The sequence below is a fragment of the Leminorella richardii genome, assembly GCF_900478135.1.
Taxonomy (GTDB): domain Bacteria; phylum Pseudomonadota; class Gammaproteobacteria; order Enterobacterales; family Enterobacteriaceae; genus Leminorella; species Leminorella richardii.
This window is the reverse complement of record NZ_LS483470.1, coordinates 1,864,293-1,885,434: the sequence shown is the minus strand read 5'-3', so window position 1 is coordinate 1,885,434 and position 21,142 is coordinate 1,864,293. Positions and strand designations below refer to the sequence as shown.

Below are 21,142 nucleotides of genomic sequence, written 5' to 3'. Positions count from 1 at the left end.
GTCCAATATATAGCAACAAATATAAGTGGTTTCCAACGAACAGCATCACTATTTGAGCTTAATAATTGATTAAGCATTGAATGATTAACTGGATATACGTCACAAACTCTCTGATGACTGGATCCGTTCGGAATGAAAAAACTTTTTAGATTTCAATGCAGCGATATGACGTTTACGCTCTGTGCTGCGCTGTTTGTTACGCTTGCGTACAACACCCGTTTTTTTATTAAAACCTGGCAACTTCTTGACGCAGACTCTTTGCGTGAATTTCTCTTTTTCACCACGATGCCCATTGTGCTCTTTTGCGCACTGAACATCGTTTTTAGCCTAATCCTTCTGCCCTATATCAGAAAGCCACTGTTTATCATCCTGTTATTCATCGGCGCAGGCGTCAACTATTTCATGTACGCTTTTAACGTCGTTATCGATCGCAATATGATTCAAAACGCGCTGGAAACCAACGTTCATGAGTCGCTGGATCTGATGTCAGTCAAGATGGCTCTGTGGTTTATCATTCTTGGCGTGATTCCGTCGGTCATGCTGCTGTTTATTAGAGTGACACCGTCACGAAGCCCGCTACGCTTTTTACTTTCTCGCACGCTAAATATCACTACTTCAGCCGTTGTTATCATGCTGATTGCCCTGTTCTTTTTTAAAGACTATGCGCCTTTCTTTCGTAACAATAAAGGCGTCGAGAAGATGTTGACCCCGTCAAACGCCATTGTCGGGTTGATTGGCAACGTCTCTAACTATATCGATGCGCAAAAGCCCTTTGTTCAAATCGGTCTGGATGCACAAAAATCACCGTTAGCACAGCAAAAAGCCAAGAAAACGCTGCTGGTTCTCGTGGTGGGCGAAACAGCAAGGGCAGAAAATTTCTCTCTCGGCGGCTATGAAAAAGAGACCAATCCTATGCTTTCTAAGCGTAAGGACGTGGTGTTTTTTCAAAACGTCAGCTCCTGCGGCACCGCTACCGCTGTCTCTGTTCCCTGTATGTTCTCGGATATGACGCGCAAAAATTATAGTGCCTCAAAGGCGAAACATACTGAAGGCGTGCTGGATATTCTTGCCCGTGCAAAAGTTAACGTTCTCTGGCGTGAAAACGACGGTGGCTGTAAAGGCGTTTGCGATCGCGTGCCGACTGAAAACATGTCCAGCCTTAAGCTGCCGGAACTGTGTCAAAACGGAGAATGTAAAGACGATATTCTGCTGTATAAGCTGGAAGACTACATCAACATCCAGCAGGATGACGGAATTATTATCTTACACCAAATGGGCAGCCACGGCCCCAGCTATCATGAACGCTATACTGCGGAGTACCGCAAGTTTACGCCGACCTGTGACACTAATGATATACAGAACTGTGACACAGCATCGCTAGTGAATACCTACGACAATACCGTTGTCTACACTGACGCCAACTTGGACAAGGTCATCGCCCTGTTAGACAAAAAGCGGGATCGGTTTGCTACCGCCATGCTTTATCTTTCCGATCACGGTGAGTCTTTAGGGGAAAACGGCCTCTATCTCCACGGAGCGCCCTATGCCCTTGCGCCAACACAGCAAACCCGAGTTCCCATGATTCTATGGACCTCTCCGGAGTACAGAGAAACGCAAGCCATGAACGAGGACTGCCTGAAGAAAGAGGCTCGCAATGGCACCTTTAGCCAGGACAACCTGTTCCATTCCCTTCTGGGCATATTTGATGTTCAAACAAGCGAATACAGCCCAGAGCTCGATATGTTCAAAACCTGCCGTACCGGCAATCAACAGTGAGGATAGGACGATGAATAAAGTTCAAGAAAAAGGGTTCGTTCGCATTGTAAAAGCGGCAGGATATTCGCGGGCGGGGTTAGTTGCTGCTTGGAAAAATGAAGCCGCCTTCCGTCAAGAATGCCTGTTAAGCATTGTCGGCTGTGCCGTAGCCCTGTGGCTAAACGTGCCCGCTGTAGAGAAAATTCTATTGATGGGGTCTGTTATTCTGGTGGTTATTGTTGAACTGCTTAACAGCGCTATTGAGGCGGTTGTTGACAGAATTGGCTATGAGCATCATGAACTGTCGGGGCGGGCAAAAGATATTGGCTCTGCGGCCGTGCTGGTCTCGCTGATTCTTGCCGCTATCGTCTGGGGCGGGCTGCTACTTCCTAAACTTGGCGCGTCGCTTTAGTTATTATTAAAAGCCGCGAGGGCGTTATCGCCTCGCGGCTTTTATATCAGAAAGTTACCTCAACGATAAATCCCCGCGATTCCCCGTTACGAAACGCAACGCTCAAGTGATGAAGTTCAGCAATCTGTTTTACGATGGAAATACCCAGACCGCTACCGACCTTTTTCTGCCCCGGTGGTCGATAGAAGCGTTCTCCCATCCGCGCCAGATGTTCTTTCGTCACGCCTGGCCCCGTGTCTTCGACGGTAAGGGTTTTATCCGCCAGAGTCACGTAAACGTCACCGCCTTCCGGCGTATAGTGCAGCGCGTTGTCCACTACGTTACGAAGCAACAGAGATAGCAACACCATGTTCCCCTGTGTCACAGGCGATTCACCGCGATAGTCAATGTGCAGAGTGGTACCTTTAGTCTCTGCCTGAGCCTCAAAGCCTGACCGCATCTCTTCCAAAAGCGCTCGCCAGTCAACGGATTCACTGTCGGGGATCTCTGAATGGGCATCCAGTTTAGACAGCGTCAGCAGCTGATCGACCAGACGGGAGGCTCGCTCAATCCCCAGCGTCAGATTGCTTAGCGCTCGCTGCTGTAGTTCAGGCTTATTGGTGGTCATTTGCGCCACTTCAGTCTGAACTTTCAGGGCTGTTAGCGGACTCCTCAACTCGTGAGCTGCATCAGAAACAAAGCGACGTTCCCTTCTCAACAGCTCACCCGTTTTGCGAAACAGCGCGTTTAGCGCGTCCACAAAGGGCTGAACTTCTTTAGGTAACCGCTTTTCTTCAATGGGTCTTTCATCGTCCGGCGCCCTTTTCTTTAGCGCGGCAGACACGCGCTTCAGGGGAGCTAGCTCATGATTAATTAAAAAGAAAATGGCGATCAGCATTATCGGCAACATAATGCCCCACGGCGTGACCTGATGATCGAGTAGAATATTTTTTGCTAGCCGCTCTCGGTAGGCCGTCTCCTGAGCGATAGCAATAATAAATCGCCTATCCTGTGACACTAGCCAGAGCACCCGCCACTTTTTGCCTTCGATAAACTGAGGCTTATCGCCGAGTGACATTGTTGCGGGTGAATAGGTCATTTCAGCTTCGTTATTTTTGTCGCTAAGCAGCAGGCGCCCTTCTGGCGTAAAAATAGCAAAAGAGAGCGCATCGCGCGCCTGACGGCTAAAGCGATCGGTAAAGGCTGACTTCTTACCGTCTGGTTCGATTTTGAGCATGTCATCCAGCCCGATACGTTCAAGACGCTGGGCAAACAGGATCTGTTCAGCGTCAAACATCAGCCGAATACGGTGACGAACTTTTACGTAGCCGATTGCAGAAGACACAACCCAAGACAGCATAATTAACAGCGTGAAAATAGCGATAAGACGAGTACGCAAGCTCAGATTTTTCATTTTTCACTGCCTAGGGCATAGCCCATGCCGTAAATCGTGCGGATAAGATCTTTACCCAACTTGTGGCGAAGGTTATGAATATAAACCTCTACCGTGTTGCTGCTAACGTCATCACTCCAGGAATAAAGCTTCTCCTGAATCAACGTTTTGCTCAGTACGCGATTCTGGCTAAGCAAAAAGAGTTCCAGCAGTTTAAGCTCTCTGGCTGTTAAGACGATCGGGTTACCATTTTTCGTCACTGTACCGCTGGCAGCATCCAGCAAAATATCTTTGTAAGTAAGTACCGAACTTAGCTGCCCATGACGCCGACGGACCAGCGCCTGCAGGCGGGCAGCGACCTCTTCGAGGGCAAAAGGCTTGCAAAGATAGTCATCAGCGCCGTGCTGCAGGCCACTGACTCGTTCGTTAAGCGCATCTCGTGCGGTAAGGATCAACACTGGCGTATCGACCTTTTGCTGGCGCCAGTGTTTAAGAATATCCAGTCCGTCTACGTGCGGAAGGCTGAGATCAAGGATAACGGCATCATAAGGGGCGGAATAAACTGCCTGTTCACCCAGTTTACCGTCAGTAAACCAGTCAATCTTGAAGCCCATTTCTTCAAGACCCACTTTTATTCCATCGCCAATTAGCTCATCGTCTTCAATCAAAAGCGTTCTCATTCGGCCTCTCGATTATCATAGTTGTTATGCATCACTATGAGATTAGACGATAATTATCGAGTTAGTTCCACCGAGAAACCGCCCTGAGGTCGATTTTGAAAATTAACACTCAGGCCGTGCAGTCGTGCAATGCGCTCAACAATCGACAGTCCCAGCCCGCTGCCGCTTTTTTCCTGACCCGGCGGTCGGAAAAAACGCTCGCCGATACGAGCAAGAAATTCAGGATTCACACCGGGGCCGTTATCCTCCACGCGAAAGCCTTTAGACATTAGCGTAACGGAAACGGTGCTGCCGGGCGGACTGTAGCGAATGGCGTTATCCAACAGGTTACGAAGCAAAATTGACAGCAAAAGCGGTTGGCCGCTAATGGGTGGTGGCGTTTGCTCTGTCGACAGCCTAAGCTCAATATCTATCGCTCGCGCTTTGGCATAGTGATCGGCAATGGCGGTTTGCAGCAGTTGAGGCCATTCAATCTCTTGCACATCGCTAAGCTGAGAAAGCGTGTCCAGACGCGACAAAGTCAACAGCTGATCGACAACGCGCGACGAACGGTCAATACCGTCAATCAAGTTGGCGACAGCGGTGTTGCGCATCTCGTCGTCGTCCCCAGCCAGCTGCACCACCTCTGCCTGCACTTTTAACGCAGCTAAAGGACTTCGCAGTTCGTGAGCAGCGTCTGACGTAAAGCGTCGTTCTCGCGTCAGCATTTCACCAATACGGGAAAACAGCCGGTTAAGGGCGTTTACCATGGGCTTCACTTCACTCGGCACCCTCTGAACTGTCAGTTCGGTATCGTCCCCGGGACGCCTTTGGTTTAGCTGGTTAGCAATTTTCTTTAAAGGACGAAGCTCATAGGTGATTAATCCAATGAGCAGAACAATCATGAGAGGCAGCGCAATCAACCATGGAACAAGCTGAGAAACCAGAATATCTCTCACCATATCGTCACGATATTCCCACTCTTGACCAACGGCAACTACGTGCTTTTTATCCTGAGCGGTAAGCCAGATCACGCGCCAAGGATCTTTATCCCCGACTATGCCGCCGTCAGTAAATCCGTCAGCGCGATAGTCAAAAATCAGATTCTTGCCGTTGTCGCCGTCGCTAAGTACACGCTGGCCGTCAAGGGTAAAGATAGCGAATGCCAAAGCATCATCATCCAGCTTGCCGCGGTTGTGTCGAACCGTCTTTTTCATTTCTCGCAGGCTAAACGGCTCAGAAAAAGAGCCGGGATTAAGGACGGTTAACCGCTTGGCAAACAGCATCTGTTGGGTATCAAACAGTTCGTTGACGTTATTCTTAATTTGCCACCAGGCCATAACATTCGCCACAGACCAAGTGAGCAACGCGACCAGAGAAAACAGCAGCGTGAGGCGCAGGCGTAAACTAAGGTGTTTCACTTTGGCTCTCCCAGCGTATAGCCCACGCCGTAAACGGTACGGATGATTTCGTTACCCAGCTTGCGCCGCAGGTGATGAATATGCACTTCCACCGCATTGCTGGAAACGTCTTCATCCCAGTTATAGAGCTTTTCTTCAATCAGCGAGCGAGACAGCACACGGCCTGCGTTGTGCATCAGCAGCGCCAGCAGCGCAAACTCTTTGGGCTTCAGAATAACCGGACTGCCCTGATAGGTCACCGCCATTGAGACAGGATCAAGGGTAAGGTCGCCGCTGGTTAATGTAGAAGTAAGCTGGCCGTGTCGACGACGGATCAGCGCCTGCAAACGGGCGGCGACTTCAGCCAAAGCAAACGGCTTACACAAATAATCGTCAGCGCCCAGCTGTAGCCCTTCTACTCGCTGCTCAATAGCGTCGCGCGCAGTGACAACCAGTACGGGCACGTCGTGGCCATTCGCTCGCCAAGAACGCAGTATGTCCATACCGTCTATACCCGGCAAAGAAAGATCGAGAACGACTGCATCATAGGGCGCAGCATCAATAGCTCGCTGGCCGACCGCCCCGTCAGAAAACCAGTCAACACTAAAGCCCAGTTTTCCCAAACCGGCCTTTAGCCCATCACCAATGAGCCTATCATCTTCTATCAGTAAAATTCTCATGCCGCTCTCCTCGTATTCGGCCTCTTTGTACCGTATAAAAAGCGGGATAGCCACAGAAAATCCCCACAAATCCTTTATTTTTTTGCCTTAAGATCCTGTTAAGAAAATGCGTGTTAAATAGCTGCATTATTGCGAAAAAACGCACCAGTGAGGAGGATGTTTATGAAGAAGTTAACCATGTTGGCCTTAGTGACGGCACTTATCAGCGCGCCGCTGTTCGCTCAATCCACCGGTGGATTTAACGGCCCTAACTCAAGTGCAGCGACTGGCGCTACAGCAGGCGGTTTTGCTGGGCCGAAGGCGTCCGAAACAACGGTCGATAAAGCGCTAAAAATGAGTGACGACGCGTGGATTACCCTTCGCGGGCACATCGTACAGCAGATTGGTAAAGAACTTTACCTGTTCCGCGACGATACCGGCACTATTAATGTCGATATCGATGACAAACGCTGGATGGGACAGATTGTCACTCCGGACGATCGCGTTGAGTTACAGGGTGAGATTGATAAAGACTGGAACTCTATTGAGCTGGACGTCAAGCGCATCATTAAACTTGATAAATAGATAAGCTTGCCGGGAAGGCATCACGCTAACCCGGCTTTCTTTTATCTCTCGTCCCTCGCCTGACTGACCTTGCTTACCCTACGGTACTTTTCCCCCTGTCTTTTTACTCGATGCTCTGACATGATGAGGAATTCTCACCTTTTTTCGGAGCCGCTATGCTAGAAACATCCCTTTTTGTCGCCACTATTGCCACACTTGGAATGCTCTCTCCCGGCCCTGACTTCTTTTTAGTGATCAAGAACGCCGCCCGCTATCGCCGCTCTGTGGCCATGGTCACCGCGCTGGGCATTATTATGGCAGTGGCAACCCACATGGCCTACTGCGTTGCGGGTTTGGCGGTGGTGATCACGACCACTCCCTGGCTGTTTAACCTGTTGAAGTACGTCGGCGCAGGCTATCTGATTTGGATTGGCGCTCAGGCGCTGCTGGCTAAAGGCAACAGTAAAATGGATGTTTCTCAGGTAGCAAAACAGCAAACCACGTATAAAAATGCGTTTATTCAAGGCTACCTGTGTAATTTGCTTAACCCCAAAGCGACACTGTTTTTTCTATCGGTGTTCACTCAGGTTCTTAACCTGAACTCCAGCACTGGAGAAAAGCTGTGGTACGCCTTTATTATCTGGATCCTTGCGGCTATCTGGTGGCCTGTGCTGGTTTTTCTGATTCAAAGCGCGCCGGTTCGGCGCTGGCTTGCCAAAGTACAGCGTTCGGTAGATAAAGTGCTGGGCGTTGTGCTGATAGGATTGGGTGTTAAGGTTGCGCTGGGCTAAATACCCAATTGCCGCTGTTCAGCGGCAATATTGTGAATAGTGACATTGTCACTGATGCAGTTCTCAGAGACGTCTCACTGACGTAGATAAACCTGCGGCTGCTGCGATTCAGGATGGCGGTGAATCCCAAGATCGGCCTGATACCACTGAGTTAACGGCTCTGCCTGCATCACCTGCTCTGGCGTGCCCTGTGCGACCAGTTTTCCCTGATGCAGCAGTACCACTCGGTCAGAATAGAGCGATGCTAAGTTAAGATCGTGCAGCACACAGCACACGCTAAAGTTTAGGGTCTTTGTCAGCTGTTTTAGCAGCCTTAACGTCTGCTGCTGGTGGTATAGATCTAACGCTGACGTCGGTTCATCCAAAAATAGCCATTTAGCCTCAGGTTCTGGCTGCCACAGCTGAACCAGCACCCGAGCTAGCTGAACCCGCTGTTGCTCACCGCCGGACAGGTGACGATAGTCTCGATGGGCTAAAGACTGACACTCCGTTTGTATCAGCACTTGTTCAATAGCCTCCTGCTGACGCGCCTTACCGTAAGGGAAACGCCCCATGGTAATGACATCTCGAACGCTAAAAGGAAAAGCCAGATCGGAATGCTGACGCATTACCGCGCGAGTGCGCGCCAGCGCGTGTGGACACCAGTCTGTCATTCGTTTTCCCATGAGACGACATTCCCCTGATGACGGCGTCAAATAGCCCGTCAGTAAGCGCAGCAGCGTGGATTTCCCCGCGCCATTCGGCCCAATGATTGTCACCAGCTCTCCCGGCTTTAACTGCAAACTGACGTCCTGTGTCAGGCAAAGTCGCCCTGTTTGGTAATACACGCTATCAGCTTCAAGCACGGGCAACACCTCTCGGTTTTACGATCAGCCATAAAAAGTAAGGGCCGCCAATCAGGCTGGTAATCAACCCAACCGGCATTTCAGACGGCGCTGCCGCCGTTCTTGCGACAGTGTCGGCCAATAAGAGCAGGCAGGCTCCACCCAGCGCCGAGCCGGGAAGCAGCCAGCGATGATCCGCGCCGATGCGCATACGAATTAGGTGAGGAATAACTAGGCCAATAAAACCAATGATGCCGCTGACAGCAACACAAACGCCAACCAGTAGCGCGCTGAGAACCAGCAGCCTGATTTTAGTTTTATAGACGTTAACGCCTAAATAGTGCGCTTCCTCATCCCCAAGCTGTAGCAAATTGAGGCGATTAGCGGACAGTAGAGTCAACAGCGTCACAGGGACAATCACCGAAGCGGCGATGGCCAACGTAGACCACTGAGCCTGACCGAGACTCCCCATCATCCACACCGACAGCTGGCGAAGCTGCTGGTCGTCGCCAATATAGCTTAAAACGCCGACGGACGAACCGCACAGCGCATTAATTGCAATCCCCGCCAAAAGCAGCCGCGATAGTGAACCGTGACCGCCTCGGCTGAGCAGAAAGATAACCACGCACACAGACAGGCTGCCAAGAAACGCCGCTACCATGTGACCATAAAGACTGATACTGGGAGGCAGCGTGTAGGGAAAAACGATGGCCAGCCCGACGAACATCGCTGCCCCGCTGCTGATCCCCAACAGCCCAGGATCCGCCAGTGGGTTACGGAACAGCCCCTGCATCACTGCACCAGACGTCGCCAGCGCGCAGCCTACAACAGTCGCCAGCAGCACTCTGGGTAAACGAATATTAAGCCAAATCTCCCAAACCATGTCGTCTGCTGGTGCCTGCCAGAGTGTGCTAAACGACAGCTTAAAGGCGCCAAGATTTGCCGCTGATAGCGTGAGCGCCAGCAGTAAAAATAGCAGCCCCCAAAGAGTCGTCTTTACGTAACGATAGCTTTTCAAATTGCGATGCCTCTGCAATAGCCTGACGGTCTGGATTAAGCGCCAGCGGGACTGAGCCCCGGTTCAACCACACTGTAAATCTGCCCGCTTAGTCCCTGATGTATTTGGGCAACAATGGTTAAGGCAACGTCGCTACGGTTAACGAAGCCGTGCACTTCCTGATGTTGATAGCACTGAGCCTTTTTCGTCGCCTCGCCGTTTAAGAGACCTCCGGGGCGAAGAATGCAGTAGCCAAGCCCACTGGTCTGTAGCCAGACTTCTGCCAATGACTTTTCCCTAACCGCCTGACCAAATGCGGCCTTAGCGCGTTCGGACAGCGTCGGCCAGCTGTCGCCACAGCCAAGAGATGTCACCATCAGCATATTTTTGATACCTGATTTCTGTGCCGCATCGATAACCGTGCGGTGTGCCAAATAGTCCTGACTGCCGCCCATGGTAGATATCACTGTACTATCAGGGCCCGCCATAGTGCAGAGGCGCTCCACGACCACCGTATCCGTCGCGTCGCCAACCAGCGCGATGACGCCCCGCTCGCGCAGGCGCGCAGCGTCTTCTTCTCGGCGCAGCAGTGCAAATATCGGGCGCTGGTTTTCTAGCGCACAGTCAACTAAGTGAGCGCCAGTGCCCTTTGCCGCGCCAAATATTAGCCACGGGTTCATTGAGCATTGCTCGCTAAATCAGCGGCCAAACGGCGAAACGCCTCAACCTGTTCAGGTAAAAGCTGACGATGGCTGTCGCGACCGAGGAACACTTTAAACATGGCCTGTTTTTGTTCATTGAAGAACACGATAGAAGCCGTCGCCATGCCCATAAACGGCCGTTCAATCAATGCGATATGGCGAATATTCTCTGCCTTAATGTGGCCACTCAAGCCGCTTTTTCCGCGCAGGTTGTAGTAGCCGTGACGGTGGAAACCAGAAGGCAGTTCGCCGTGAAATTCCAGAATAACGTCATGATTGTGAATCAGCGTCGTTACCGGCCCCCAGGCTGTCATGGCGTCCCACACCGTATCGAATTTGTCGCCAGCGGCAATGGTGCGTGTCGGCAGAGAGTCGACCACGTCCAGCAGAGACGTTTGATACTGGCGAGCGATGTCTTCTAGCGTGCCGTCCGGGTTGGTTTTCATAAACTCATTCAGGGTTACTTCACTCATGAACAATTCCTTTCTAATAGCGTTAGGTTTTTATCTTTTGAATCGGTAAACGCCGCCAATTAGCAGCGCGGTAAAGCGTTATCCGTTTAGCTGCATAACCAGCTGCTGTAGCGAACTCAGCAGATTGCTGGCCCAAAAGCGCCCTTCGTCCGTGAGTCGAATACAGAGCGCATCATCCTGCACCAGCCCGGCCTGCCGCCATTGGAAAACCAACGGTGATAGATCGGCTGCGCGCGGCGTTAAGGCGGGCAGATCGATTCGCCCTACTTCAATTCCTGCCTGTAGCTCGTGACGCCAGCGGGCGGCGTCTCCCGCGGACTGAGTCATCATCATGATTGGCTTACGCCCTTCATCGAGGGTTTGGTAATAGGTATCAAGACGGCGCTCCATCATGTAGGCTTGGCCGTTTAAATTTCCGCCCGCCCCTGATCCCATTGCTAGGCAGTCGGCACCCTGCTTGATCAGCAGATTGTAGAGGTTTCTTTCCCGCGTAGTTCTGGCCCAGTGACTGTTGCTCAGCTGACGCCAGCCATACTGCGCTAAAATATCAGCGCCCTGTAGGTAAAAATCGCGCCGTGCCGTTACGTCAGGCAGGGTGACTCGCTGGTTTTCTGCCGCTTTAGCCAATGGCGTTGTCGGCAGCAGGTTCAGCGCGTAAAGGTCTACGCCGTCCAACGCCAGATCTTTCACAATCGCAATATCTTCGCGCCAGGTTTCCGGCGTTTGTCCGGGTAAGCCAAATATCAGATCGCAAACCACAGCGGCTTTATCGCGACTGCACAGGTTGTGTAAAAATGCAATGGACTGCTCTTTGTCTGATGTCCTTGCCATACGCTGCCGGATGCGGGTATCAAAGGTCTGGATACCGATAGAGAAACGGTTTGCGCCAGCGTCTAAGCAAGCGTCAATCCGCTCGTCATCAAAGTTGAGGATCCGCCCTTCAACCGTAATCTCACAGTCAGGCGCCAGAGGTAAACTCGACTTCAGGCGCCTGATAATGCGAAACAGCCCCTCCGCAGAAAGCGAAGTTGGCGTGCCTCCTCCGAAGTAAACAGCGTGGATAGGTGCGGACTGTAATAAAGGGCTATCGGCTTCCAGCGAAATCTCTTTGAGCAGATAGTCGACATAGCGCTGAGCGTCTTGCTCGCTGAACTTATTCTGGTAAAAACCACAGAACGTACAGTGCGTAGCGCAAAATGGGATATGTAAATACAGCAGTCTTTTACGATGAGGAACGGCGCTTTGAAGCAAAGAAAGCCAGGCATCGTTAATGGCTTCAGCCTGGAGCGGTACACTGTTGCGCCAAGGCATTGTCGCACGGCGATCGGGAAAAGGGAGAGGTCCGGGCTGAGCATAGTAAGGCGTTAAATCAATAGCCATCTTTCATTCTCTGATTCATTCTGTCGGTTTACATCAAATGACTCGCATTAAATGATAATAATAATCGTTTATCAAATAATTTTTTGCCACGTCTAAAAGGCTATTTTTAGAACGAAATCCTTATCATGGTGACTAATTCTTTCTTTTTTTTAACAAAATCCTCAACTATAAAGATGCATTTTTCATGTTTGTTTTCATCTTATTAGCGTGAATTCTCTTAATCAAAATGTTAATTTTTTGCAAAAGAAAAACCGCGTGAATTATTTAACTGATTGATATTTTTATTATTTAATCAATAGATAATAATTCTCATTTTCATGACATTGATCAAACAACGCTAAATTAGTACTCGAAACTCATCTTTTCTTTCTCTATAAAGTCTAACGATAATCATTCTCATTAAAAAGTAGAGAAAAAAAATGAAAACAAGGAAAACGCTTCTGGCTGCCCTTCTTCCCTCTTTACTCACGGTGTCTGCCGCACAGGCAAATCAGGAGTCTGTAGAGGAAAAAGAAGGCGATACAATGGTGGTGAGCGCGAGCCGCTCGGAGAAACCGCTTTGGGAAAGCCCGGTGTCGATTCAAGTCGTCGACAGACAGGCGCTGGATAAGCTCACCGGAGACTCTGTAGCCGAAGCGCTGCGCGATGTTCCCGGCGTGGAGATTTATGATAATGCGCTGGCGGGCAGAAAGCAGATCCGCATTCGTGGTGAAGCACCGTCAAGGGTGTTAATTCTGATCGATGGCCAAGAGGTTACCTACCAGCGCTCAGGCCACAACTCCGGCCCGGGATTGCTTATTGACAGCTCTTCCCTTGAACGTATTGAAGTGGTTAAAGGCCCTCACTCGGTGCTCTATGGTTCACTGGCTATTGGCGGCGTGATTAACTTTATCACCAAAAAAGGCGGCGATAAGCCGATTGGCGGCAAGATCAACGTGGTCTATGACAGCGCCACTGACGGATGGACAGAGTCTGCCGCCGTCTACGGTTCTATCGATGGCTTTGACTACCGCCTAAACGCTAGCTATGCCGATCACGGCGATCGGGATACGCCAGACGGTCGACTGCCTAATACCGGCTTTGATAATCAGAGTCAGGGAGCGTGGCTAGGCTATACGCTGGGCAAGCACAAGTTCGGCCTTTCCCTCGATCGCTATAAGCTCGATACACAAACTTACTTCAACGAGCCTGGGTATCAGGCCTTTAGCGTCAAAATTCCCAAACTGACTCGAGAAAAAGTAGGGCTTTTTTACGACTATCAGATAAATGGCGACATCGTTAAAAATCTGCACGTAGACGGCTATCGTCAGGAAATTGAGCGTCAGTTTCGTAACCATATTGAAGTGAGTACACCGACCGGCAGCCCAATGATCGGCAACCTCGATGTGCTCACTAAAACTAACACCAATGACAAACAAAAAACGGACGGCCTGACCTTTCAGGCCGACCTGACACCGTTTCAAAACGACACGCTGCTCGTTGGCGCTCAATATCAGCGTGACAGGGTCACACAGGATTCACTTAGCCAAGTCACTTCTTCAACCTCCACTGGCTTTCCTCCTGCCACAAACTATCAGCGCCAAAAAGAGTCGGATAACCGCTGGGAGCAGTCAAGCTGGGCTGCTTTTGCTCAAAACGAACTGAAAATAGCCGAAGATTGGACGTGGACACTGGGCGCTCGCCAATACTGGTTAGAATCCAAAAATCTTGATGGCGGCAGTAAAACCGTTCATTCAACAACCGGTACCAGCTATTCGGTAGAAGATAAAAAAACCGTTAGGGATAATACGTTAACAACGTCCACCAGCTTGCGCTATTCCGGATTTACTAACACAGAACTGCGCTTTTCTTATGCCGAAGGCTACGTGTTCCCTTCTCTGTCGCATCTCTATATCGAGACAACGGCTGGCGGCGGTACCATCTACGGTAATCCAAACCTGAAAGCGGAAACGTCAGACAACTATGAAATCGGCCTGCGCTATAACGGCCATCAGTGGTTTATCGACACTGCCGTTTATTACTCCATTGCGGATAACTACATTACAACGCTAGCCTGCAACGGTGACGCGGTATGTAACGGCAATAGAAACAGCAGCCGTTCAACCTATCAGTATTACGCCAATGTCGATAAGGCGTACACCTACGGCATGGAGCTTCACGCCGAATACAGCGGCTGGTCTTTTGTCCCTTACGTAACCGGCAATATGATGCAGCGTGAACTGAAAATGGACACCCGCAGCACCTATGATACTGGTGAACCCATGCTGACAGGTCGTTTTGGTGTGAGAAAGAACCTGTTCCTTGAGATCGTTGACGTAGAAGCCGACGTTTATCTGCGCGCGGCCTCTGGCGCCAAAGATAAAACCACCGATATTGAATACCGCTATCCGGGATGGACGACGGCAAATATTGCCTTAACCAGTCGATTTGGCTCAGACAATCAGTATCAGGTAAATCTGGCGCTGAACAACCTGACGGACAAGCGCTATCAAACGGCTCGAGAAAGCATTCCTGCGTCTGGGTTTAACACAGCCATCGGCTTTGGCTTTAGCTTCTAAGGGGACATTCCATGCTTCGTCTGATGCTCATAGTGACGGCGCTTATTGCGCCCCTATCCCTCTCAGCTCAAGAGCGGATTGTCATTGCTGGCGGTTCGATCGCTGAGGTTGTCTACGCCCTAGGCGCAGGCAGTGACGTTATCGCTGTCGATCAAACCACTTCCTATCCTCCGGAGACCGCATCACTGCCGCAGATTGGTTACTGGAAACAGTTAAGCAGCGAAGGCATTCTGGCACTGAAACCCACGCTGTTTCTTACCTGGAACGATGCGGAACCGGCTCATGCTCTCAGCCAGCTGTCATCGATCGGCGTAAAAGTACTGGCCTTACCCCGTACTCCCGCGACGGTTGAACAGCTGCGAGACAATATTCGCGCAATCGCCTCGACGCTAAACCGAAAAGAACAGGGGGAAGCGCTAGTTGCCAATATAGAAAACAGTCTGACATCGGTGAGAAAAAAGGTAGATGCACATCCGGATAAAGTAAAAGTGTTGTTCTTACTCAGTATTGACAATGCGGAGCCACAGGTAGCGGGTCAAAGAAGCATTGCCGACGGCATTATGGCTTTAGCGGGAGGCCACAATGCAGCGACTCACGTTCAGTATAAAAAATTCAGCGGTGAAGGCATTATCAGCAGCCACCCTGACGTTATCGTTGTGACGGAACAAAGCCTAAATGAACCTGACGGTATGGCAAAGCTGGGTTCTATTCCCGGCGTACAGCAGACTCCTGCTTGGAAAAACGGGCGCATTGTGGCTATCGACAGAGCCATTATTCTGGGGATTGGCCCACGCGTAGGGCAAGCCGTTGAACAGCTCTATCACGGTTTTTATCCGCAGGAAAACCTCCAGTAGGTCATCGAGTTCCCCTTCCTACTTTACCCTTCCTGTTCTCCTGTACCTCCGGCTTATGTCGGAGGCACGGTTTCTATTGTAAAGATTTATCAACAAAACTCTTGATCAAATATAAATAATAATTATTATCATTCCGATTTCTTTTCATAATGAAACTAAAATTACGCTTTATTACCACTGAACAGGGATAACGATGAACCACAACACGCTCAACCGTTTGACAATTGCCATTATCAGCAGCTTTGCCGCCCTTCCCGCTTTTGCTGCCGAGAGCGAAGAAACCATGGTTGTGACAGCCTCAGGCTTCCAGCAGGCGCTTCGCAACGCTCCCGCCAGCATCAGCGTCGTCACGCGTGAAGATTTAGAGAAAAAGCCGTTTCACAATCTGGCCGATGCCGTTAAAGATATTGAAGGCGTGAGCATTGCCGGCGGAGAAACCAATACTCAAGATATCTCTATTCGCGGATTACCCGGTGACTACACATTAATACTGGTTGACGGAAAGCGTCAAAACAGTCGTGAATCACGGCCAAACGGCAGCGGCGGCTTTGAAGCCGGCTTTATTCCCCCGATGGAAGCGATTGAACGCATCGAAGTGATCCGTGGTCCGATGTCAGCCCTGTACGGTTCTGACGCCATGGGTGGCGTAATTAACATTATTACCCGTAAAGTGGGTAACGAGTGGCACGGCGCGGTCGGTATGGACGCAACTATTCAGGAAAACGCCGATTCGGGCAACATGTACGGAGGTAATTTCTACCTTTCCGGGCCGCTAATGGAGAACCTCATCGGATTTCAGATCTACGGTAAGGCCGACTATCGCCCAGAAGACGACATTATTGGCGGCTATAACAAAAATGATAATAAAAACATCACTGCTAAACTGAGTTTTACCCCTACAGAAAGCCAAGACATTACGCTAGAAGCCGGTCGCACCGTGCAAAAGCGTGAGTCAACGCCGGGCAAGTCTATCGATGCTTACACTATCCGTGGTGGCCTGAAGCAGCCAAACTCAAAAACCGATCTCAGCAACGAGCGTAACCACTGGGCTATTACTCATAACGGCCGCTGGGACTTTGCCTTCACGGACGTTAGCGTGTACCAGGAAAAAACTAAGCGCGTGACCGAAAGCTATAAGCTTAACAGCAGTTCCGGCGCTTGGGTTGGTGGCTACGATAGTCGACGTCCCGAAATTACCAACACTGTCGTCGACGCTAAGATGACGCTTCCCCTGCCGAGCAACATGGTAACCATTGGCGGTCAGTATCAGTATTCTGAACTGGAAGACGGTTCAACTACCGGCAAAGGTAAAATGGAAAATGCCAATATTTCAGCCTATCAGCAGTCTATTTTTGTTGAAGATGAAATTTCTTTAACTGATTCTCTGATCTTTACCGGTGGCGTCCGTCTGGACGATCATGAAACCTACGGTAACTACTGGAACCCACGAGGCTATCTGGTTTATCACCTAACGGATGAAATAACGCTTAAAGGCGGTGTTGCCAAGGCGTTTCGCGCCCCGACGCTTCGTCAGATCAGCCCCAGCTACGGTACGGCCACCCAAGGGGGCGCCGGTATTATCTACGGTGACCCTGACCTGAAGCCAGAAACCAGCGTTAACGAAGAGATCGGCATCGCCTACGATCACGAGTCGGGCTTTAGCGCTGCGCTAACGCTGTTTAACACCGACTTCAAAAACAAGCTAACCAGCTACAGTACCGGAGATAAAGATCCGATTACCGGTCTGAACCTGTATACCTACGACAATGTGGGTAAAGCCAATATCAAAGGCGTAGAAGCGGCAACCAGCATTCCTCTTGCTCCATCGTGGAAGCTGGATCTGAACTACACCTACCTTGACTCCAAGCGCAAGAGTAACGATGAGTTCTTCAGCAGTGGAACCTCCCTTAAGGGAGAGCCTTTGGCGCAAACGCCAAAGCACAGCGCCAACGGCAAGCTGACCTGGGAAGTGAACGACACGCTGGAAACCTATACTCGCGTGACTTACACCGGCAAGCAGGTTTGGGCCGCCCAGCGCAACGGCTATACGGGGCCACGCTATCGCGATGGGTTTACCACTGTTGACGTCGGAGGTACGTATCAGATCAGTAAGAACGCCCAGCTGAATATGGCCGTTCTCAACATTACTGACGAAACCGGAGACGACATTGATACCAACGGCGGCAACTGGATTGTCGAAGACGGTCGTCGCTTCTGGGTTGGTCTAAACCTGAAGTTCTAACCTTTGTGTGCGGCATCCAGTGGAGAAAATACCGCTAGGATGCCGCCGCTTTGCTTTCAGGGTAGCACTCTATGTATAAATCGCTTATCGCCACCGCGCTGCTCTTTTGCAGCGGCCTTTCCGCTAAACCCTCACCCGTTATTCCCCCTATTGAAGAACTGGCTCATCAGCACTTTACGTTCAGCCAGCACGATCTGACCTCTAAGCAGGGCTATGGCTATCGCCTCTTTATTGCTGTACCTAAAACTCCTGCGCCCAAGGCTGGGTATCCGATTCTCTATATGCTGGACGGCAACGGCCAGTTTCCTTTGGCGGTTAACGGCTATCGCCCTGAAAACGGCCCTGCGCCGCTTGTCGTCGCAATTGGCTACCAGATGGATGTCAGCTATAACACTGACCTGAGAACGCGAGACTACACGCCCCCGGCTCAAGGAGAAGAATTTGCTAAAGGCGGGCAGTCAGAGGCGTTCTATCAGTTTATTGAACAAGAGGTGAAGCCCTGGGTTTACTCTCACTACGCCATTGATCGGTCACGACAAACCTTGGCAGGCCATTCATTTGGCGGGCTGTTTACGCTGCATGTGCTGTTCAACCATCCTCAAAGCTTTCAGCGCTACGTCGCGGCCAGCCCTTCACTCTGGTGGGGAAAAGGGATTGTTATCCCCAAGCGCACGCCGCTGCTAACGCTTAATTCGCCAGCTGTAACCCTTACCGTTGGGGAATATGAGGAAAAGCCCGATCCAAGCAAAGCTAATTTGCCTGTCGACCCTGAACGCGCCAAAAGGCAGGCCGAGCGTCGACAGGTAACCAAAGCGAGAGAGCTTGCTGCAACGCTGCATCAGCAGGGTGCCAACGTTAACTTTATTCTGTTTCCGGGTAAAAACCACGGCAGCGTGATCCCCGATGCCATTAATGAAGCCGTCAAGTCCGCTGCGCAGTAAAGGCGATAAGCAAGACGTCAAAGGGGAATTTATATTCCCCCGCTTCTTACTACTATTCCTGTTCTATTCTTCCTGAGCCTTCAGATTTACGACTTCCGTTGAGGCCTGTTGAACAACAAGGCTTTGAGGCTGGACAGCTTAACCCCCGCCGCGCGCAGGCGCTTTAAGATATCAAACAGCAGATCGCTTTTCGTTCGGCTTACCAGACGGGGGCTGCTCACGTAGCCCGTTACGCTGAGCGTAATGCCGTCTGGCGTCAACTGGCTGAAGGAAACGGACGGTGCCGGTGTGTCAAAAATCACTTCATGGGACACATAGGCTTCAATCAGGATATCTCTCACCTGTTCAGGATCGATATCCAGCGGAAAGGTCAGCGCTATTGTCGCGACACCCTGCGCGTTCCCCATGGTAACGTTACGCACGTTTTGTGAGATGAGCTGAGAGTTAGGGACAATGACCGTTGACTTATCGCTAAGCTGAATCTCCGTTGCCCGCACATTAATACGGCGAATATCTCCTTCTACGCCGCTGATGCTGATTAGGTCGCCTACTTTCACCGGACGCTCGGTGAGCAAGATCAGGCCTGAAATAAAGTTCTTAACGATTTCCTGTAGGCCAAAACCAATACCTACCGACAGGGCGCTGACGATCCACGCCAGCTTGTTCCACTCGATGCCCAGTACCGACAGGGTCATCAGGATCACTAACACGTAGCCAATGTTGCTAAACAGCGTCACCAGCGACATGCGCATGCCGGAGTCCATGGCCGTTTTGGGTAAAAACTTAGTGCTCAGCCAGCGGCGGGAGGTTCGCAGTACGTAAAGCCCAATGGCCAGACTGATAGCCGCGTTCATCAGGTTAGCCGGAACAATGTTGATCTTGCCCAGACTGTCGCTGCCGAGAATTTCAATCACCTTCTCTACCAGCGTCATCGGCGTTGTGGTGCCATAGGTACCGTTAAACAGCGCAATAATAGCCAATAGTACCAGTGCAGTATTGCCAATGGCCGAAAACAGGATGGTTGCCTGTTCCAGATAGCGCTCGTTGAGATTCAGTGTCTGCTTTATCCACTTACCGCTAGCGTTGTTTATCGAGAACAGACTTTCACAAAGGTCATTAACAAACTTTACTGCCAGATAGAGCATGGATAAAACAATGCCGACCCACACCATCTCATAGGTCAGGAAGCGGGCCAGAGAAATATAGCCAATCAGCAGCGCCAATAGCGCAATGACGGATACCAGCGTAATACTGACATAAATAAGGCCTGCGATAGTGCTTCGCGCTTCTAGCGGTGAGTCACTGCGAGCAGACGCACGGCGAAGCGCATGGGTACGGTACGCCGCGCTCAGCATCAGTAAACCAATCAGTAACGCAATAATGCCGTTGCTAAAAATGGCTGTCGGCACACTGCTGTTGATAGCGGAGTTCATCTGCTCAACAGAGCCGAACGCCATCAGGAAAATCGCCAACACGGTAGGATAAGGCCGCACTACATTAGCAATGGGATCTGGCATGGCAATCAGCCGCCATGACGGTCGGCGAATAGAGAGTAACGCTCTGCCTAGCCCTGCCACTAGCCCTGAAAAGATCGTCAAATCGAGCAGCGCATTGGCAAACTTTTCAACGTCGGGAGAAAAGCCATCTTGCCCGGCAAGAGCCAGATAAAGCAGTTTTGCACCACCCCAGATAACCAGGACGGTGACCAATACAGTACCCAGCGCCAGAAAGCTCCGCCGCAGGCGACCGTCGGGAAAGGCCTGAATGCTCAACCAAACCAGACCGTTTTCCAATATCCGACGCCCAAACAGCCAAAAGGCCAAGGCCAGACCGCCAAGTATTGCCGTACTAATTCGGCTCTCAGATTGCCAGGCGCTGTCCCACGACTGCTGCCACTGCTGACCAAAGCCGTCAAACTTTTTCAGATCTTCACTTTGTGGCGTAAACAGCACCGACCAGAATCGCCAGCTTAAGATACTGCCAGAATTAAGCGCCAGCTGAGTTTTTAAGGTACTTCTGCGCAGCTCAACAATATGTTTTGAAAGACTAGTGGCATCCGTCCTCAGCGTTTCAAGCTGACTCAGATTTTTCTCCATTTGTGTCTTACTGTCGGTCAACGCGCGGCGCTGGCGAGCGACCTCTGGCGGTTCTGCTGGCATGTCCGCAGCGGGCAGTGGCCCAATCACGTCAAGCTGGGTTTTGATTTGTGTCAGTGCGGGAAGCAGCAGTTGGATATCATCACTGGTTTCATTGACCAACTCTAGCGTGCTGGTATTGAGCTCACTGAGTTGCTTATCCGTTGTGGCAGCGGAAACCTTCTGTTTTATATCCCCTAGGCGCTGCTGAAGCTTCCCTAGCGCCTCACCGTTAATTGCCTTAATAGCATCGATCTCAGAAGGCGGCTCGGACGCAGAGGTTTCCTGAGCAATTGCACCCAGCGAGAAGAGAAACAAACACAAAAAAACAAGCGTGCGCGGTAGAGAAAAACTGCGCTTATTGCCGTGTCGATCATAACTATGCATATAAAAAAGCGCCCTATCTGCTGTTGTCACTGTTTGCC

18 protein-coding genes are annotated in these 21,142 nt (G+C 50.8%); 8 read left to right on the top strand and 10 right to left on the bottom strand.

The window, feature by feature from the left end; all coding sequences use genetic code 11:
• Nucleotides 1-132: 132 nt before the first annotated feature.
• Both eptA and DQM29_RS08650 read left to right on the top strand, forming a co-directional pair.
• Entirely contained in the window at nt 133-1,776 is a 1,644-nt protein-coding gene (gene eptA, locus DQM29_RS08655) for a phosphoethanolamine transferase EptA (protein ID WP_111740311.1), read from the top strand.
• Between the two features lie 10 nt (nt 1,777-1,786).
• The gene (locus DQM29_RS08650; RefSeq protein ID WP_111740310.1) at nt 1,787-2,167 is read left to right on the top strand and encodes a diacylglycerol kinase; all 381 of its coding nucleotides are present in this window, start codon (nt 1,787-1,789) and stop codon (nt 2,165-2,167) included.
• A 46-nt stretch (nt 2,168-2,213) separates the two neighbouring features.
• Here DQM29_RS08650 and qseC (DQM29_RS08645) read toward each other — a convergent pair whose 3' ends face one another.
• The 4 genes from qseC (DQM29_RS08645) to qseB are packed head-to-tail and all read right to left on the bottom strand — an operon-like array spanning nt 2,214 to nt 6,278.
• Nucleotides 2,214-3,560, bottom strand: a complete 1,347-nt coding sequence (qseC, locus tag DQM29_RS08645; protein WP_111740309.1) for a quorum sensing histidine kinase QseC — start codon at nt 3,558-3,560, stop codon at nt 2,214-2,216.
• Nucleotides 3,557-4,219, bottom strand: a complete 663-nt coding sequence (locus DQM29_RS08640; protein ID WP_111740308.1) for a response regulator — start codon at nt 4,217-4,219, stop codon at nt 3,557-3,559. The genes qseC (DQM29_RS08645) and DQM29_RS08640 overlap by 4 nt, the downstream gene beginning before the upstream one ends.
• A 53-nt stretch (nt 4,220-4,272) precedes the next feature.
• Nucleotides 4,273-5,619, bottom strand: coding sequence for a quorum sensing histidine kinase QseC (gene qseC / locus DQM29_RS08635; RefSeq protein WP_111740307.1), 1,347 nt, complete (start codon nt 5,617-5,619; stop codon nt 4,273-4,275).
• Nucleotides 5,616-6,278 carry a quorum sensing response regulator transcription factor QseB gene (gene qseB / locus DQM29_RS08630; RefSeq protein WP_111740306.1) on the bottom strand — a complete coding sequence of 221 codons (663 nt, stop codon included), beginning with the start codon at nt 6,276-6,278 and terminating at the stop codon, nt 5,616-5,618. Before qseB ends, qseC (DQM29_RS08635) begins: the two co-directional genes overlap by 4 nt.
• A gap of 162 nt (nt 6,279-6,440) precedes the next feature.
• Between qseB and DQM29_RS08625 the strand changes: the two genes are divergently transcribed.
• Both DQM29_RS08625 and DQM29_RS08620 read left to right on the top strand, forming a co-directional pair.
• The gene (locus DQM29_RS08625) at nt 6,441-6,842 is read left to right on the top strand and encodes a YgiW/YdeI family stress tolerance OB fold protein (protein ID WP_111740305.1); all 402 of its coding nucleotides are present in this window, start codon (nt 6,441-6,443) and stop codon (nt 6,840-6,842) included.
• A 155-nt stretch (nt 6,843-6,997) separates the two neighbouring features.
• Nucleotides 6,998-7,612, top strand: coding sequence for a LysE family transporter (locus DQM29_RS08620; RefSeq protein WP_111740304.1), 615 nt, complete (start codon nt 6,998-7,000; stop codon nt 7,610-7,612).
• A gap of 74 nt (nt 7,613-7,686) precedes the next feature.
• On the opposite strand, the gene DQM29_RS08615 is transcribed toward DQM29_RS08620, so the two are convergent.
• The 5 genes from DQM29_RS08615 to hutW all read right to left on the bottom strand — a co-directional run bounded on the left by DQM29_RS08615 (nt 7,687) and on the right by hutW (nt 11,987).
• Nucleotides 7,687-8,466: a heme ABC transporter ATP-binding protein gene (locus DQM29_RS08615; RefSeq protein ID WP_111740303.1), complete on the bottom strand. Its 780-nt coding sequence runs from the start codon at nt 8,464-8,466 to the stop codon at nt 7,687-7,689.
• On the bottom strand, nt 8,450-9,454 hold the full coding sequence (locus DQM29_RS08610; RefSeq protein ID WP_111740302.1) for a FecCD family ABC transporter permease: 1,005 nt from the start codon (nt 9,452-9,454) through the stop codon (nt 8,450-8,452). Before DQM29_RS08610 ends, DQM29_RS08615 begins: the two co-directional genes overlap by 17 nt.
• 35 nt (nt 9,455-9,489) lie before the next feature.
• Nucleotides 9,490-10,113 carry an NAD(P)H-binding protein gene (locus DQM29_RS08605; RefSeq protein WP_111740301.1) on the bottom strand — a complete coding sequence of 208 codons (624 nt, stop codon included), beginning with the start codon at nt 10,111-10,113 and terminating at the stop codon, nt 9,490-9,492.
• Nucleotides 10,110-10,607: a heme utilization cystosolic carrier protein HutX gene (gene hutX, locus DQM29_RS08600; RefSeq protein ID WP_111740300.1), complete on the bottom strand. Its 498-nt coding sequence runs from the start codon at nt 10,605-10,607 to the stop codon at nt 10,110-10,112. The genes DQM29_RS08605 and hutX overlap by 4 nt, the downstream gene beginning before the upstream one ends.
• A gap of 78 nt (nt 10,608-10,685) precedes the next feature.
• The gene (gene hutW, locus DQM29_RS08595) at nt 10,686-11,987 is read right to left on the bottom strand and encodes a heme anaerobic degradation radical SAM methyltransferase ChuW/HutW (protein WP_111740299.1); all 1,302 of its coding nucleotides are present in this window, start codon (nt 11,985-11,987) and stop codon (nt 10,686-10,688) included.
• A gap of 419 nt (nt 11,988-12,406) precedes the next feature.
• Here hutW and DQM29_RS08590 point away from each other — a divergent pair, with 419 nt between their 5' ends.
• From DQM29_RS08590 to DQM29_RS08575, 4 genes are all read left to right on the top strand, one after another.
• Nucleotides 12,407-14,545: a TonB-dependent receptor plug domain-containing protein gene (locus tag DQM29_RS08590; protein WP_111740298.1), complete on the top strand. Its 2,139-nt coding sequence runs from the start codon at nt 12,407-12,409 to the stop codon at nt 14,543-14,545.
• 11 nt (nt 14,546-14,556) lie between these two features.
• Complete coding sequence (locus tag DQM29_RS08585) at nt 14,557-15,399, top strand: heme/hemin ABC transporter substrate-binding protein (RefSeq protein WP_111740297.1); 843 nt, start codon at nt 14,557-14,559, stop codon at nt 15,397-15,399.
• A gap of 193 nt (nt 15,400-15,592) precedes the next feature.
• On the top strand, nt 15,593-17,641 hold the full coding sequence (locus DQM29_RS08580; RefSeq protein ID WP_111740296.1) for a TonB-dependent receptor domain-containing protein: 2,049 nt from the start codon (nt 15,593-15,595) through the stop codon (nt 17,639-17,641).
• A 71-nt stretch (nt 17,642-17,712) separates the two neighbouring features.
• Entirely contained in the window at nt 17,713-18,582 is an 870-nt protein-coding gene (locus DQM29_RS08575) for an alpha/beta hydrolase (RefSeq protein WP_111740295.1), read from the top strand.
• A gap of 86 nt (nt 18,583-18,668) precedes the next feature.
• Here DQM29_RS08575 and DQM29_RS08570 read toward each other — a convergent pair whose 3' ends face one another.
• Nucleotides 18,669-21,104, bottom strand: coding sequence for a DUF3772 domain-containing protein (locus tag DQM29_RS08570; RefSeq protein WP_170126513.1), 2,436 nt, complete (start codon nt 21,102-21,104; stop codon nt 18,669-18,671).
• Nucleotides 21,105-21,142 lie beyond the last annotated feature (38 nt).

Bases quoted from the DNA above. Each gene is read 5' to 3' on its own strand.
- DQM29_RS08625 (WP_111740305.1), top strand. From the start codon at position 6,441: ATGAAGAAGTTAACCATGTTGGCCTTAGTGACGGCACTTATCAGCGCG.
- hutW (WP_111740299.1), bottom strand. From the start codon at position 11,987: ATGGCTATTGATTTAACGCCTTACTATGCTCAGCCCGGACCTCTCCCT.
- DQM29_RS08620 (WP_111740304.1), top strand. From the start codon at position 6,998: ATGCTAGAAACATCCCTTTTTGTCGCCACTATTGCCACACTTGGAATG.
- qseB (WP_111740306.1), bottom strand. From the start codon at position 6,278: ATGAGAATTTTACTGATAGAAGATGATAGGCTCATTGGTGATGGGCTA.
- DQM29_RS08575 (WP_111740295.1), top strand. From the start codon at position 17,713: ATGTATAAATCGCTTATCGCCACCGCGCTGCTCTTTTGCAGCGGCCTT.
- hutX (WP_111740300.1), bottom strand. From the start codon at position 10,607: ATGAGTGAAGTAACCCTGAATGAGTTTATGAAAACCAACCCGGACGGC.
- DQM29_RS08580 (WP_111740296.1), top strand. From the start codon at position 15,593: ATGAACCACAACACGCTCAACCGTTTGACAATTGCCATTATCAGCAGC.
- DQM29_RS08640 (WP_111740308.1), bottom strand. From the start codon at position 4,219: ATGAGAACGCTTTTGATTGAAGACGATGAGCTAATTGGCGATGGAATA.
- qseC (WP_111740309.1), bottom strand. From the start codon at position 3,560: ATGAAAAATCTGAGCTTGCGTACTCGTCTTATCGCTATTTTCACGCTG.
- eptA (WP_111740311.1), top strand. From the start codon at position 133: ATGAAAAAACTTTTTAGATTTCAATGCAGCGATATGACGTTTACGCTC.
- DQM29_RS08650 (WP_111740310.1), top strand. From the start codon at position 1,787: ATGAATAAAGTTCAAGAAAAAGGGTTCGTTCGCATTGTAAAAGCGGCA.
- DQM29_RS08585 (WP_111740297.1), top strand. From the start codon at position 14,557: ATGCTTCGTCTGATGCTCATAGTGACGGCGCTTATTGCGCCCCTATCC.
- DQM29_RS08605 (WP_111740301.1), bottom strand. From the start codon at position 10,113: ATGAACCCGTGGCTAATATTTGGCGCGGCAAAGGGCACTGGCGCTCAC.
- DQM29_RS08590 (WP_111740298.1), top strand. From the start codon at position 12,407: ATGAAAACAAGGAAAACGCTTCTGGCTGCCCTTCTTCCCTCTTTACTC.
- DQM29_RS08570 (WP_170126513.1), bottom strand. From the start codon at position 21,104: ATGCATAGTTATGATCGACACGGCAATAAGCGCAGTTTTTCTCTACCG.